The organism is Paraburkholderia caledonica NBRC 102488 (genome assembly GCF_000685095.1).
Lineage (GTDB): Bacteria > Pseudomonadota > Gammaproteobacteria > Burkholderiales > Burkholderiaceae > Paraburkholderia > Paraburkholderia caledonica.
Window position 1 is genome coordinate 19,088 of sequence record NZ_BAYE01000013.1, and the last position, 13,867, is coordinate 32,954.

At 61.3% G+C, this 13,867-nt stretch carries 16 protein-coding genes; 10 read left to right on the plus strand and 6 right to left on the minus strand.

Translation table 11 applies throughout. The features are described from left to right. Position 1: 1 nt before the first annotated feature. Positions 2 to 676, minus strand: coding sequence for a DUF4410 domain-containing protein (locus BCA01S_RS23405; RefSeq protein ID WP_027779004.1), 675 nt, complete (start codon positions 674 to 676; stop codon positions 2 to 4). Positions 677 to 881: 205 nt separating this feature from the next. Between BCA01S_RS23405 and BCA01S_RS23410 the strand changes: the two genes are divergently transcribed. The 4 genes from BCA01S_RS23410 to BCA01S_RS23425 all read left to right on the plus strand — a co-directional run bounded on the left by BCA01S_RS23410 (position 882) and on the right by BCA01S_RS23425 (position 3,170). Beyond that, positions 882 to 1,241: a DUF3564 domain-containing protein gene (locus tag BCA01S_RS23410; RefSeq protein WP_020068677.1), complete on the plus strand. Its 360-nt coding sequence runs from the start codon at positions 882 to 884 to the stop codon at positions 1,239 to 1,241. Between the two features lie 355 nt (positions 1,242 to 1,596). Next, positions 1,597 to 2,346, plus strand: a complete 750-nt coding sequence (locus BCA01S_RS23415) for a DNA/RNA non-specific endonuclease (protein ID WP_027779005.1) — start codon at positions 1,597 to 1,599, stop codon at positions 2,344 to 2,346. Next, entirely contained in the window at positions 2,339 to 2,599 is a 261-nt protein-coding gene (locus tag BCA01S_RS23420; protein WP_027779006.1) for a hypothetical protein, read from the plus strand. The genes BCA01S_RS23415 and BCA01S_RS23420 overlap by 8 nt, the downstream gene beginning before the upstream one ends. Positions 2,600 to 2,807: 208 nt before the next feature. Next, on the plus strand, positions 2,808 to 3,170 hold the full coding sequence (locus BCA01S_RS23425; RefSeq protein WP_020068674.1) for a hypothetical protein: 363 nt from the start codon (positions 2,808 to 2,810) through the stop codon (positions 3,168 to 3,170). 183 nt (positions 3,171 to 3,353) lie between these two features. Here BCA01S_RS23425 and BCA01S_RS23430 read toward each other — a convergent pair whose 3' ends face one another. Then, positions 3,354 to 4,067, minus strand: coding sequence for a Crp/Fnr family transcriptional regulator (locus BCA01S_RS23430; RefSeq protein WP_027779007.1), 714 nt, complete (start codon positions 4,065 to 4,067; stop codon positions 3,354 to 3,356). Positions 4,068 to 4,157: 90 nt separating this feature from the next. On the opposite strand from BCA01S_RS23430, the gene BCA01S_RS23435 reads away from it, so the two are divergent. Beyond that, the gene (locus BCA01S_RS23435) at positions 4,158 to 4,697 is read left to right on the plus strand and encodes an Mpo1 family 2-hydroxy fatty acid dioxygenase (RefSeq protein WP_027779008.1); all 540 of its coding nucleotides are present in this window, start codon (positions 4,158 to 4,160) and stop codon (positions 4,695 to 4,697) included. 48 nt (positions 4,698 to 4,745) lie between these two features. Here the strand turns inward: BCA01S_RS23435 and rarD are convergent, their stop codons facing one another. Further along, positions 4,746 to 5,636 carry an EamA family transporter RarD gene (gene rarD, locus BCA01S_RS23440; RefSeq protein ID WP_027779009.1) on the minus strand — a complete coding sequence of 297 codons (891 nt, stop codon included), beginning with the start codon at positions 5,634 to 5,636 and terminating at the stop codon, positions 4,746 to 4,748. A 502-nt stretch (positions 5,637 to 6,138) separates the two neighbouring features. Here rarD and egtD point away from each other — a divergent pair. Continuing rightward, a complete protein-coding gene (gene egtD / locus BCA01S_RS23445) occupies positions 6,139 to 7,119 on the plus strand; it encodes an L-histidine N(alpha)-methyltransferase (RefSeq protein WP_027779010.1) in 981 nt (326 codons plus the stop codon). Between the two features lie 56 nt (positions 7,120 to 7,175). Here egtD and BCA01S_RS23450 read toward each other — a convergent pair whose 3' ends face one another. Then, positions 7,176 to 7,469 (minus strand): acylphosphatase, encoded by a 294-nt coding sequence (locus BCA01S_RS23450; protein WP_020068669.1) that lies wholly within the window; start codon positions 7,467 to 7,469, stop codon positions 7,176 to 7,178. 183 nt (positions 7,470 to 7,652) lie between these two features. Between BCA01S_RS23450 and hpnA the strand changes: the two genes are divergently transcribed. Continuing rightward, positions 7,653 to 8,663 (plus strand): hopanoid-associated sugar epimerase, encoded by a 1,011-nt coding sequence (hpnA, locus tag BCA01S_RS23455; RefSeq protein WP_027779011.1) that lies wholly within the window; start codon positions 7,653 to 7,655, stop codon positions 8,661 to 8,663. Positions 8,664 to 8,755: 92 nt separating this feature from the next. Further along, positions 8,756 to 9,304, plus strand: coding sequence for a hypothetical protein (locus BCA01S_RS23460; protein WP_027779012.1), 549 nt, complete (start codon positions 8,756 to 8,758; stop codon positions 9,302 to 9,304). A 44-nt stretch (positions 9,305 to 9,348) separates the two neighbouring features. Here the strand turns inward: BCA01S_RS23460 and BCA01S_RS23465 are convergent, their stop codons facing one another. Continuing rightward, positions 9,349 to 10,521, minus strand: a complete 1,173-nt coding sequence (locus BCA01S_RS23465) for a glycosyltransferase (protein WP_042319215.1) — start codon at positions 10,519 to 10,521, stop codon at positions 9,349 to 9,351. Positions 10,522 to 10,869: 348 nt separating this feature from the next. Here BCA01S_RS23465 and ispH point away from each other — a divergent pair, with 348 nt between their 5' ends. Both ispH and hpnH read left to right on the plus strand, forming a co-directional pair. Continuing rightward, positions 10,870 to 11,814, plus strand: coding sequence for a 4-hydroxy-3-methylbut-2-enyl diphosphate reductase (ispH, locus tag BCA01S_RS23470; RefSeq protein WP_027779014.1), 945 nt, complete (start codon positions 10,870 to 10,872; stop codon positions 11,812 to 11,814). A 10-nt stretch (positions 11,815 to 11,824) separates the two neighbouring features. Then, entirely contained in the window at positions 11,825 to 12,979 is a 1,155-nt protein-coding gene (gene hpnH / locus BCA01S_RS23475) for an adenosyl-hopene transferase HpnH (protein ID WP_027779015.1), read from the plus strand. 142 nt (positions 12,980 to 13,121) lie between these two features. On the opposite strand, the gene BCA01S_RS23480 is transcribed toward hpnH, so the two are convergent. Next, positions 13,122 to 13,727: an MlaC/ttg2D family ABC transporter substrate-binding protein gene (locus tag BCA01S_RS23480; RefSeq protein WP_027779016.1), complete on the minus strand. Its 606-nt coding sequence runs from the start codon at positions 13,725 to 13,727 to the stop codon at positions 13,122 to 13,124. Positions 13,728 to 13,867: the final 140 nt, after the last annotated feature.

The window sequence follows — 13,867 nt, forward strand, 5'->3', positions numbered from 1 at the left end:
ATCACGGCGCGGCCGCGTGAAGCCTGGCGATGACGGCATCGGAAATCTGCTGAGCCGTTTTCTTGATCGTCTTCTTCTCGTCGCCGCTTGCCATGACGAACTTCGCTGCGATCACGTACGGATTGAGCTTGATGGCAGCGCCCGGAGCGTGCTTGCTGTCGGCCTCTTCCACGGCTTCATAGAGAGGCGGCAAATTCGCCGATGCAAGACTGTCGCATGACACGGCGACCTGAATGTCAGTCTGACCGGCGCCCAGACCGACCATGGCACGCCGCAGACGGTTGCCGTCGTCGACGCTCAGGAACACACCGCGCACTTGCCAGCCCGCGGCCGGCGAAGTTTGACCTGGCGCGATGCGCCGTGCGTCGACGCCGCCTTCGCGCAGATCGGCCGTGAGCGCCTCCGCCATTTCGTTGACGATGTTCTTTGCGTGCTCCTGCGGATTCGCGTTGTGGTCCAACGGTCCCGGCCCGCTTGGCAATAATCCGCGCAGACGGCGCACGCGTTGGCCGGGGCCACTGTCCGGTGCAACGTTCGCAACGTCCAGTTCGAAATCCGACACGTAGACAATCGGCGCGGGCTCGGCGAACGACGCTTTATCCGCTGCAAAACCAGGCGCCGGCGCCGCGCTTATGCACGCGGCCAGCGCCACAAAACGCAGAAATTGATGCTGCATGACACGTCTCCAGGATCGGTGCAGCGGCAACGAAGAAGCAAGATAGCGCGGTAAAAAACGGAGGCCGGATCGCGACGCGAACATCGTACAGCCGTGTGCATGCAGCGTCTGTATTTTCGTGCACAAGTCTTACCATTTGCCTTGAATAACCGGCGTTGCGACATAGACTGTTAAGGCAATTCTGAGTACTTTGTACGGAACTGATATGCGCCTGACTATTCTCATTAACGGTTCCGATCCCACCGTCAGTCACGACTACGCTGTGCTATGGCTCGACACCGACCAACGCCGGTGGTCGAGAGAAGCGCATCAAGGGATCGATCTGCCCCCGTGGGGCGAATTGCGCGACGAAGGCGGCGTGACGACACTGTGCGCGCCGAGCACGGACGCGCCGTTGTGTACGCTGCGTGGATTGCACGTCGACCGTAAGCAGCGCGTGAGCGCCGCCCAAGGCGACGCAGCGTGGACGGCCGTGCGCAACCGCGCACCGACAAGCGGCTTCTGGCGCTTGCAAGCGGTCGATCGTCAAAACGTGCGCGCCGAAAACAGCGTGTTCGGCAATTAATTCCAACACCGTTTCTACTCGGTCGATGTTCCCGCACGCGCGCCGCAAGGCGCGCGTGCGGAATCCGTTGGCTTACACTCTGCACTGTTTCCTTTCGCCGATTGATGGACCGTTTTCCGCAACGCATGCATTTAAGCCTGCCTTAAGTTTGCGTGCGTAGTGTCGGAAGTCCACGCATTCGGGTCGCCGCAAGGCGGCCCATTTTTTTGCCTGTGCGACGTCGCGTCACGCGCCGGTTCCGGCGGGCGAGCGTCACATTGCCGTTCTTCGCTACGCTCTCCTCCTCGCTTTTACATCGCTCGATCATCGCGCTCAACGCTATACTTTGCGCCCCTCTCTTTTCACCGATTAACCCATGAAGAAGTGGTTCGCCTGTCTGCTCGTTGCAGTCGCCGCTCATGCAACTGCGGCGCCTTCCTGCACCCAGTTCACACCCAATGCGCAATGGCCCGTTCTGACCAATCAGAAGATGGCGCCCAAAACGCGCATGCTTTGCTATAGCGATTTCGCCGTCATGCATTCGGGCATCACACACGGTCCATTGTGGTCCGCCGAACACCTGACGCCCGACCATATTGAAGCCGCGAAAGACATGGTGCGCACCAACAAGTTCTTCGAAGACGCGCGCTTGCCCGACGGCGAAGGCGCAACGCTCGCCGATTACAAACGCAGCGGCTTCGATCGCGGACATATGAGCCCTGCGGGAAATCGCTGGAATGAGCAAGCGATGGCACAATCGTTTTCGCTCGCGAACATCGTGCCGCAAAATCGCGAAAACAATCAACGGCTGTGGGCGCGCATCGAAACGTCGGTGCGCAAAATCGCGATGGCCTATGACGACACGTATGTCGTCACCGGTCCGATGTTCAGCGGTCAGCAACTGCAGACGATCGGTCCCACACGCGTGTTCGTTCCGACGCAGTTGTTCAAGGTCGTCTACGTACCTTCGCGGCAACTCGCGTTCGCGGTAGTGGTCGACAATGTGTCGACGAATCGCTACGAAATCAGAACGATTCACGAACTTGAAGCAGCATCGGGCATTCGCTTTCCGGGCATTCCGGAGAACCTCAAAGATCAGCGACCGGGAGGACTCAAAGGTGTTTAAACCCTATTCGAACGACGACGACGTACTCAACCTTCAGGGCGACGCAATGACCGTGAGCAACGGTACGAAGCGCGTCGTGCTGAACGGCACGCTCGAACTGACACAAGACCAGCGAGGGCTGAAGGCTGCGCTCGCATTGAAGGAAGCGGTAGATGCGATCGTCGCGGCTTTGCAGGCGCATCCGGGGCTGCCCGCTAAAGTGAAAGACGAACCGGATGCGAAACCGGGTGTCGTGGACAATCCATTCAACTAACGTTTGAAGTCTTAAATCGTCGAGAGCAGGAAGACCGGAAGAGTAGTCAGCAACCCGATATGTTTCTGCCGTTACGTTTTGTCACCAGAACATCGTCAACTGCTGTCTTCCGGGCTGCGTTAAACCGGCAGCGCTGAATAAATCCAGCCGCGAAACAGAAACTCGCAGGAATCCACAGGAATCCACCGGTTTAACAAGGAGTCACACCATGAAGACGCTTTTCGCTGCTCTCGCTTCCGCTCTGCTCGTGTCAACCGCTTTCGCTCAGACTGCCGCGCCGGCACCGTCTGAAGCAACGCAGCCCGCGGGCCAGGCGAATCTCAAGGCAAGCACCGCCGTGCAAACCGGCGCGTCGAATGACACCACCACTCACGCAAAAGCACCTTCAGGCACGACCGCGAAGTCGCATGTGAAGACGTCTTCCAAACACACTGTGAAGAAGCACAACGCCGTGAAGAAGACTCCGGCCGACTCCAGCGCAGCGAACAAGAAAACGGACGGCGCGCAAGAGGCCAGCAATGCGCCGGTGAGCGCTGACGGCGCAAAGACCGGCACGACCAAAACGCAATAACACGTGCACGGTTCCGGCACGCACCGGCCAACCAGGCATTAGAAGAATCAAGCTATTAATCGAAGCCGGGCAATGCCGTTCAGGGAGGGCGAGTCGTATGACTCGCCTTTTTTTATGCAAGCTTCCGTGTTGCCGTAGCAGTGGAAACGTGCGGCAATCGCGCGGCGAAACCGCTTTCAAGTCTCAATGTGCACTTGAGCCCAACTGCGCAAGCTCGTGAAGGCGGCCCTTGTCGACTATCTGGATTTCCGCATAACCAAGCTTTACCGCGCCCCGCGTTTCAAACTGCTTGAGCACCTGGTTGATGGTCTGCCGCGACAGTGCGAGCATCATCGCGAGATCTTCCTGTGGCACGTTGATGACGCGCCGCATGGTTTCCCCCTCGCCATATCCACCCGCCATCAGCAACAGCCGTCGCGCTACGCGTTGCGCGGCGGGCAGCAACGCGGATTCCTCTATCGCATCGAAGGCAAGACGCAGTTTTTGCGTGAGCAGCAAGCCGAAGGTGTGCCAATGGGCCGGCGTGCGTTCAAGCAGCGCGACGAGTGCCGCGCGCGTCACATGAAACAGTTCGGTATCGCGTTCGGCATACGCGTCGTGCGTTCGCGGACGATTGTCAAACAGCGCGATCTCGCCGAACCAGTTCACCGGTTCGATCACAGCAAGCAATGCTTCCTTTCCGCTCTCACTCGCTGCGCCGATTCGCACCACGCCACCCAGCACGCAATAGATGCCGTCATCTGCATCGCCGCGCGTGAACAGACGCTGGCCAGCGGCGAGGCGCTCGGTCCGGCCCGCGTCGATCAATTGTGCCTGCAGAGCGGCCGGGGCCGAGCGGAACCATGCACTGCTCGAAAGCAGCGTGGCAAGCTGAGTACGAGGAATATTTGCGGTCATTGAATCGCACTTATACCGATTGTCGGCTACCCGATGGTTTCAGATTCCAGTCGTCGCGATTATGCTGGCTTTGATGAAGGAGCGGCATCCATGAGAACGCTGACGCAACAGCTTACGCAGTATGCGGCTTACCATCGCGACCGGCGCAATATCGCCACGCATTTCGTCGGCATCCCGATGATCGTGCTTGCATTGGCAGTGTTGTTGAGCCGTCCGGCTTTCGCGCTAACCGCGCCGCCGTTGGTCCTATCGCCCGCATGGCTGTTGTTCTCGGCGGCCACGCTCTATTACCTGGTGCTCGACGTGCCTTTGGGTTTGCTGATGACAGCGGTGTCCGCGCTTTGCATCGTGTTCGGCCAATGGATCGCGACGCAGTCCACGCTGGTCTGGCTGGCAACTGGCGTCGGCCTCTTCGCGGTCGGCTGGGTGTTTCAGTTCATCGGCCACATTGCCTACGAGCACCGTAAGCCGGCTTTTGTCGATGACGTGATCGGTCTTCTGATCGGACCGCTGTTCGTGCTGGCCGAAGCATTGTTCTACACCGGCTGGCGGCCTGCGCTTCGTGAAGCGATAGAAAGCCAGTTGAGGCCGTCGCCGACGAAAGACCATCGCGCGGCGGCGCACAAGTGAACGCACAAGTGAGCGCAAAACAGCACGGTCGTCGCAGGCGCTTGAGTCTCACGCAAAGCGCACGATCCGCATGCTGTGCAACGCTGTCAGCACGACCGCGATCCAGATTGGGATGTACGTGGCCAACTGCGCAGCACTCAAGGTTTCGCCGAGCAACGTGATCGACACCAGCACGAGCAAGACCGGCTCGACATAGCCGAGAATGCCGAACAACGCGACGGGCAATAAGCGACTCGCCGTCAGATACGAAGCCAGCGCAAGCGTGCTCAACGCGCCCAGCCCCGGCAGCAGCAGAAGCCACATGTCGAGGCGTCCGGAGATCAGCGTGAGCGACCCGCCGGTCACGATCATCGCCACTGCGACAGGCAGCAGCAAGATCATCTCGACGGTGAACAGCGCGAGCGAATCGTGTTTGATTTTGCGCCGCAACACGAAGTACGGCGGATAGCCGAGCGCAACGAGCAACGTCGGCCACGAGAAAGCGCCCGTCACCCACAGTTCATGACCCACGCCCACAGCCGCGCATATCACGGCTGCCCACTGCAAACCGTCGAGACGCTCGTGATAGTAGAAGCGCCCGACCAGTACCATGACGAGCGGCAACAGGAAATAGCCGAGCGATACTTCAAGCATGCGGCCATGCAACGGCGCCCACAGAAACACCCACAATTGCGCGCCGAGCAACGCCGCGGCGGCGAGCATGGCGGCGCCGAGCGCGGGCTGCGTCATCATCCGGTAAAGAAGTTGCCGCAGAATCGGCATGCGCTTGCGCGACGCGACCAGGAGCAGTGCGCCCGGCACGGTCCAGACGATACGCCACGCGAAGATATCCAGCCCGGTGAGCGGTGCGAGCAGCGTCGCGTAGGCCGACAGCAGCGCGAACATTGCGCAGGCGCTAACCGATAAGGCAATGCCGCGTTTCGGCGAGTATTGATTCATCGTGCGCCCCGCTGTGCGAGAGCTTCGCCTTGCGGCGCGAGCGCATGCGCACGTGGCGCAACATGGCGGCGCACCGCGATTCTCGTTGTCATTGAAAGTGAAGGTCCTGAGCCGCAGCGCGTGTCGCGCGCCGCTTCTTGTAGTTTTATCCGGCGATGCAAGCCGGGCATTCTAGCCGGATTATCGACGCGGCACGGGCACACTACGCGTCGCTTTCATTCTTGCGGCAGCAATTAATCCGTGCAGAACGCGCGTCGATGAACTAGAACATAACTTCACGCGCGCGGGAGTCAGCCGCGCGCGTTCGACAAGCAACTCCGTCGATCAAGCGCGAATCTTGCTTCCAGCTTCTGCTGCAGCGTTTGCAACCAGCGTTTGCGACATCAACGAGCCCGGCCGCACGGCGGCCCGCTTCCTCTGCGGCACGCACCAATCGGCTTCGGTCACGCGTGCCGCCTCCGGCCAACCATCCCGCTCATCGCATGTGACTACTGGAGCCAGCATGACCCAGCCAGCCCTCTCGCACGACGCATCACCCGATCAACGTTCCGCTTTCGCCGCCGACGTCCGCAGCGGCCTCACGCATGCGCCGCAGAAAGAGTTGCCCTCGAAGTATCTGTACGACGAAGTCGGTTCCGCGTTGTTCGAAGTGATCACCGTGCTTCCCGAATACGGCGTGACACGCGCGGAGGAGCGGCTGCTGGCGAAGCACGCGGTGGACATCGTCGAGCATCTTCCGCACGACGTAACCGTCGCCGAACTCGGCAGCGGCAGCGGCCGCAAAACGCGCCGCATTCTCGAAGCGCTGTGTAAAAAGCGCCCTACTTCATACTGCCCGATTGAAATTTCGCGCACCGCGTTGCAGTTGTGCAGGCGCGAACTAGGCGACATCGAAAGGATTTCAATTGTCGGCTATGAGCGCGATTATCTGGCGGGTCTCGCGGAAGTCAGCAAAAAGCGCGCAGCCGACGAACGGCTACTCGTACTTTTTCTCGGCAGTACGATCGGCAATTTCGGCCGACTGGCCGCGACGCGCTTTCTGCGCGACATTCGCAACATGCTGGCGCCCGGCGACGCGTTGCTGCTCGGCACCGACCTCATCAAGCCCACGCCCACGCTGATCGCCGCTTACGACGACGCAATCGGCGTCACCGCGTCGTTCAACCTGAATCTGCTCGCGCGGATCAATCGCGAACTGGGCGGCGATTTTCCGCTCGACGCATTCGAGCACGTCGCGCGTTTCAATCCGGACGCACGCAGTGTCGAGATGCACTTGCGTGCAACGCGTGACGTCACCGCGCATATTGCCGCCTCGAAACTGACGGTGTCGCTCAAGGCAGGCGAAACGATCTGGACCGAGAGCAGCCACAAGTATCGCGCCGACGAAATGCCCGCGATCGCCGACGATGCGGGCTTCGTGTGCAGCCATCAGTGGCTGGAAAACGAGTGGGGATTTGCCGAAAGCCTGTTGGTGGCGCGATAGCGCCGAACGACTAAAGGGCGGCGGGCTCTCGACCCGCCGATGTGGTTACGCGCCGTTCAATGCTGTTCGAAACGCTCGTAGCGTTTTTCGGTCACGCGCTCTTCGCCGGCTACCTCGGTCACGCGCGCGGCCGGCGGCCCGTGCCGCAGCCACGACAGCATCCGGTCGACCTGATTCGCCGTGCCCTGCAACATCGCTTCGACCGAACCGTCGTCGAGATTCGCAACCCATCCCTTGATGCCCAGCGCGTGTGCCTGCCGCACGGTCGCGTGACGAAAGCCGACGCCCTGCACGGTGCCGCGCACGCGCACGTAATACGTTTCGATCCGCTCATCCAGATCTGGGGACATGCCGTTCTCTCCTCGCAATCTTTCAAGCGGGCATTCTAGTCGCGTCGCGACGAGCCTGCTTGCGTAGCGGGGGTCGGGATAGCCGCGTCGACGTCGTGACCGGTCCGTGCTCAAGGCGTCGGCGACGCGGCCCCCGCTCGCCACGTACAATCCCCCGACTGTCACGCAGGGAACGGAAACAGAATGACCGAACAGAATGGCGATCTCGTGCTCGTGACCGGCGCATCCGGCTTTGTCGGCTCGTCGGTGGCGCGCATCGCGCAACAGAAGGGCTTCAAGGTGCGTGTACTGGTGCGCGCCACCAGCCCGCGTCAGAACCTCGAGTCGCTCGACGCGGAAATCGTCGTGGGCGATATGCGCGACGAAGCGTCCATGCGCAACGCGCTGCGCGGCGTGCGCTATCTGCTGCACGTTGCCGCCGATTACCGGCTGTGGGCGCCGGACCCGAGCGAAATCGAACGCTCGAATCTGGAAGGCACCGAGGCGACCATGCGCGCGGCGCTGAAAGAAGGCGTCGAGCGCATCGTGTACACAAGCAGCGTGGCCACGCTCAAGGTGACGAGCGCCGGCAATTCAGCCGACGAAACATCGCCGCTCAAAGCCGATCAGGCCATTGGCGTCTACAAGCGCAGCAAGGTGCTGGCCGAGCGCGCGGTGGAACGCATGATCGCCGAAGACGGCCTGCCGGCGGTGATCGTCAACCCGTCCACGCCCATTGGCCCGCGCGACGTCAAGCCGACGCCGACCGGGCGCATCATCGTGGAAGCGGCCCTCGGCAAGATTCCCGCTTTCGTCGACACGGGGCTGAACCTCGTGCACGTGGACGACGTCGCAGCCGGGCACTTTCTGGCGCTGGAGCGCGGCAAGATCGGCGAACGCTATATTCTCGGCGGCGAAAATTTGCCGCTTCAACAGATGCTTGCGGACATCGCGGCACTCACCGGTCGCAAGGCGCCCACCATCAGCTTGCCGCGCTGGCCGCTTTACCCGCTCGCGATGGGTGCAGAAGCGGTCGCGAAGTTCACGAAGCGCGAACCGTTCGTCACCGTTGACGGATTGAAGATGTCGAAGAACAAGATGTACTTCAGTTCGGCCAAGGCGGAACGCGAACTGGGCTACCGGGCGCGTCCGTATCGCGAGGGCCTGAGCGATGCGCTCGACTGGTTCCGGCATGCGGGCTATCTCAAGCCGTAGCGCGAGCATTTTGTTACAACGTCGCTGTATTTGCGGAAGGTAAAGCCTACGCGCAGCAGTTAAAATCGCGGGTCTTACCAGAGAAATCTCGCATGAACCTTCACGAACAGCTCGGCGCGCTCGAAGTGGGCGTCGATCAGCTCATTCAGGCTGTCGTGGCCCCGCAGGCCCAAAGCATCCCCGAGACACGCAACCAGGCTGACGCGCAGCACGCGCCGGCTGAACAGGCCGTGCCGGACGTCGAATCGGAAACGGTCGAGGTTCAAGCCCAAGCCCAAGCCGACGCCGCGGTCAGCGAAGCCGCTGCGCCCCCGGCTCTGCCCACGCTGGAAATCAACCGCCCGGCGCAGAATGAAATCACCATGACCATCGGCGGCCAGACCGTCGCATTGCGCGCCGAGCAGATCGGCCAGCTCATCGAGGAACTGTCGAACGCGCGCGCCTCGATGACACCCGAACCTCCTCCGGGCATCCCGCCGGGCTGGCGTTTCGTGTCGACGAAAAATCCGGTCATGGCCGTGCAAAAGCAGTCGAACGGCGACCGTTTGCTGGTATTGCGCCATACCGGTCACGGCTGGGTGCCGTTTACGTTTTCACCGGACATGGTGATTCAGCTCTATATGCTGCTTACAAAGGGCTAAAAGAAAAGCGGCGCAATGCGCCGCTTTTTCGTTACTGCTTTGCGTCAACGTTCCTGCATGGGCGCCTGAACCCGCGCCTTCCACTGCCCGCCCTTGCCACGCCAGTAGCGCACCGCCGACGCAAACGTCGCCCCCACGTAAAACAGCGCGATAAGCGGCAGAAACGGCGCCCATAGCGGCGAGCGACGGTAATAGCTCAACATTGGCGCATACGCGCAGCACATGGCCGCCCACGCGAGCCAGGCGGGCCAGCCCGTTGGTCCGAGCACGATAGCGGCGACCGGCGGCATCAGATAGATGATCGTCATGCCGGCAAGCGTGCCCGCCAGCAGCAGCGGCGAATAGCGCAACTGCGTGAACGCGGTGCGCGCAATCATGTTCCAGATGTCGCGCCAGCTATCGTAAGGACGCAACGACACGCTTCGCGCCGCCACGTCGAGCCGGATTGGGTGACGCCCGGTGCCGCGATGCTTGATGCGCGCCGCGAGGCTGCAATCGTCGATTAGCGCGGCCCGGATCGATTCAATGCCGCCGGCTTCCTCCAGCGCGCTGCGACGCACGAGCATGCAGCCGCCTGCCGCAGCCGCGGTGCGATTGCGGGGATTGTTGACCCATGCGAACGGATAAAGCTTCGCGAAGAAGAACACGAAGGCCGGAATAAGCGCTTTCTCCCAGAATGAGTCGCAGCGCAGCCGCACCATCAGGGAGACGAGATCGCGCTTCTCAGCGTCGGCACGGACGACGAGCTGCGTGACGGCCTCCGCGGGATGACCGATATCGGCGTCCGTCAGCAACAAAAAGTCGGCCGGCAAGCCGAGCGTGCGTACCGCCTCGATGCCTTGCGACTGCGCCCACACCTTGCCGGACCACCCCGGCGGCAGCGGCTTCGCGCTCAGCACGGTCAAACGGTCCGGGCATTGCAGCTGCAGCGCGGCTGCGCGGGCAGCGTCGGCGGTGCCGTCGGTGCTGTGGTCGTCGACCACGATCACGTGAAATTCGCCGGGGTAATCCTGCTGAAGCAGCGTCGTAACGGCCTGTGCAATAACATCGACCTCATTGCGGGCAGGCACTACGGCGGCCACGCCGGGCCATGTGCTACGCGCTTCGGGCGTGAGCGGCGCGGCGGGACGCGCGCGCCAGAAGCCGCCGCGGGCGAACAGCAGCACGATCCAGATCAGCAAGGACAAACAGGAAAGGAAAAACAGAATCACCGCCATCAACCCCATTAAGCGTTACCCTCGATTCGCAGCAAGCGTCGGCCATTTTTGTATTGCGAGGCGCGAGCGCTTCACAGGACGACGTAGTTTAAGGGTTCCGCCAGAGCGGTGCAGCGTGCAATTTTTGCCACCTGAGTTGTGCGGGGTGAAGGGCATGTGCCGCGTGCGCCCAACACTGTAGCGGCCCCGGCAAAGCAAAGCTGGCGTGATAGCGTTAGAATGCGCGTTTGGTTTTGCTGTACCGGCACGTCGCCGGGGCTCAAGACGTCAACTAATTAGATGGTCGCGGCGATAAAGTCAGAATTTCCGACTTGCTCGAAACCCGCGTCAGTCGGAGTCCGCCAACTTATGCGAGTCATCCTTGCCCAACCCCGCGGCTTTTGTGCGGGCGTTGTTCGTGCGATCGAGATTGTCGATCGGGCGCTGCAGCAGCACGGCGCGCCTGTGTATGTACGCCACGAAATTGTCCACAATCGTCACGTGGTCGATAATCTGCGCCAGAAAGGCGCGCGTTTCGTCGAAGAACTCGATGAAGTGCCGCAAGGCGCCGTGGCAATCTTCAGCGCTCACGGCGTTGCTCAAACGGTTGAGCGCGACGCGGAAGCCCGCGGTCTCGACGTGCTCGACGCAACGTGCCCGCTCGTCACCAAGGTGCACGTGCAAGGGCGTCAATATGTGAGCGCCGGGCGCACGCTGATTCTGATCGGCCATGCCGGGCATCCGGAAGTGGAAGGCACGATCGGCCAGATCCCGGGCAAGGTGCTGCTGGTGCAGAGCGAAGCCGAAGTCGAGCATCTGCAACTGCCGGTCGATACGCCGCTCGCGTACGTCACGCAGACCACGCTGTCGGTGGACGACACACGTGGCATTATCGACGCCTTGCAGCGCCGCTTCACCGACATCGTCGGCCCCGACACGCGGGACATCTGCTATGCGACGCAAAACCGCCAGGCCGCGGTGCGCGAGTTGAGCAAGCAGGTGGACGTGCTTCTGGTGGTGGGCGCAACAAACAGTTCGAACTCGAACCGGCTGCGGGAAATCGGCAGCGAAAGCGGCGTGGCGAGCTATCTCGTCGCCGACGGTTCAGAAGTGAAGCCGGAATGGTTTGCGAATGCGCAGACCATCGGCATCACGGCCGGCGCTTCGGCGCCGGAAGAAATGGTCAGAAACGTAATCGATGCGCTAAGCGCAATGGGGCCCGTCGATGTCACGACGATGGCGGGCCGTGAAGAGAAGGTTGAATTCAAGTTGCCATCGAAGCTGATGCAACCACTCGCCGCACGCGAAGTTTAAGGAGGACGTCTTGTCTATTCCGCTGCTACAGAAAGTCCGGGTCGGCGCATACATCATGCGTCAGCACCTCTCCGGCAACAAACGCTACCCGCTCGCCCTGATGCTGGAGCCGCTGTTCCGCTGCAATCTCGCCTGCAATGGCTGCGGCAAGATCGACTATCCGGACCCCATCCTGAATCAGCGTCTGTCGCTGGAAGAATGCCTTGGCGCCGTCGACGAATGCGGCGCCCCGGTGGTGTCGATTGCAGGCGGCGAACCGCTCCTGCACAAGGAAATGCCGCAGATCGTGAAGGGCATCATCGCGCGTAAGAAGTTCGTGTACCTGTGTACGAACGCGCTGCTGATGGAAAAGAAGATGGACGACTACGAGCCGAATCCGTACTTCGTGTGGTCGGTTCACCTGGACGGCGATCAGCAGATGCACGACCATTCGGTGTCGCAAGACGGCGTGTACGACAAGGCGGTCGCGGCCATCAAGGAAGCGAAGCGCCGCGGTTTCCGCGTGAACATCAACTGCACGCTGTTTAACGACGCGGTGCCGGAGCGCGTTGCCGCTTTCTTCGACACGGTCGGGCCGATGGGCGTTGACGGCATCACGGTCTCGCCGGGTTATGCCTATGAGCGTGCGCCGGACCAGCAGCACTTCCTGAATCGCGACAAGACCAAACATCTGTTCCGCGAGATCTTCAAGCGCGGCAACAATGGCAAGAACTGGTCGTTCAGCCAGTCGGCCATGTTCCTCGACTTCCTCGCCGGCAATCAGACCTACGAATGCACGCCTTGGGGCAACCCGGCGCGTACAGTGTTCGGCTGGCAAAAGCCGTGCTATCTGGTCGGCGAAGGTTACGTGAAGACCTTCAAGGAATTGATGGAGACCACGGACTGGGATAAGTACGGCACGGGAAACTACGAAAAGTGCGCCGACTGCATGGTCCACTGCGGCTTTGAAGCCACGGCCGTGATGGATACGGTTGCGCATCCGCTGAAGGCATTGAAGGTCAGCCTGCGCGGCCCGAAGACTTCGGGCGCTTTCACCAAAGACATCCCGCTGGACAAGCAGCGCCCGGCTGAATACGTGTTCTCGCGCCATGTCGAGATCAAGCTCGAAGAGATCAAGGTGGCCGGCAAGGGCAACAAGGTGCAGACGGCTACGGCCGCGCACTGAGCGTCGAATCGGGCGGCCCTGCGCCGCTCCTGAATCGCGCCGCATAACCACGCATAAAAAAGCGCGGTGGCTTTTAAGGCCACCGCGCTTTTTCTTTTGCTGGTCTGCTCCTACCTCGCAGGCAATCGGCTTGCCGCTCCGGCTACCCGCCGCTGCGTGCGTTATGCGCGGTGAGGAACTTGATCAGGCCGTCGACTCCACCCTTGGAAAGCTGATCGGCGAACTGTGTCTGGTACACCTGAATCAGCCATGCGCCCATCATATTGATGTCGTAGATCTTCCAGCCGGACGGGCCCTTGGTAAGCCGGTAGTCGATCGCGTCATCGCCGCCATTGCTAATCACGTGCGACTGCACTACGACGTCTTTCGCAGCGCCCGGTGCATTGGCCGGCGCGAACTTGAATTTGACGTCCTGGTCGCGCAACTGCGAAAGCGACGCAGCATAGGTGTGCACGAGAAGCAGCGTGAACTGCTCATAGAGCTGCTTTTGCTGCTCGGGCGTGGCGGTGCTCCATGCCTTGCCGACCGCGATGCGCGTAGTGCGCTGGAAGTCGGTTGCCGGCACGAAGCGCGTCTCGACCAGTTGCGTGATCTTGGCCATATCGCCGCCGCGAGCTTGCGGATCGGCCTTCATCGCGGAGACCGTGCCTTCGACTGCACTTTTTACCACCGCGTCGGGCGCGCTTTGCGCATGGGCAGCCGTTGAGACTACGGCTGCGGCCAGAAAAGCAGACAGATAACGTTTCATACGCTGGACAAGACCCGTAAAGAGTGTGCGCCGCCGACCGGCAAGGTCGGGGCGAAAGCTGGATAGACCAGTATACCGACATTGCGTTCCCGCCCTTTCATGTTGCGCCGGGAGCCGCTTTTGCTACGCGCATTGCTGCC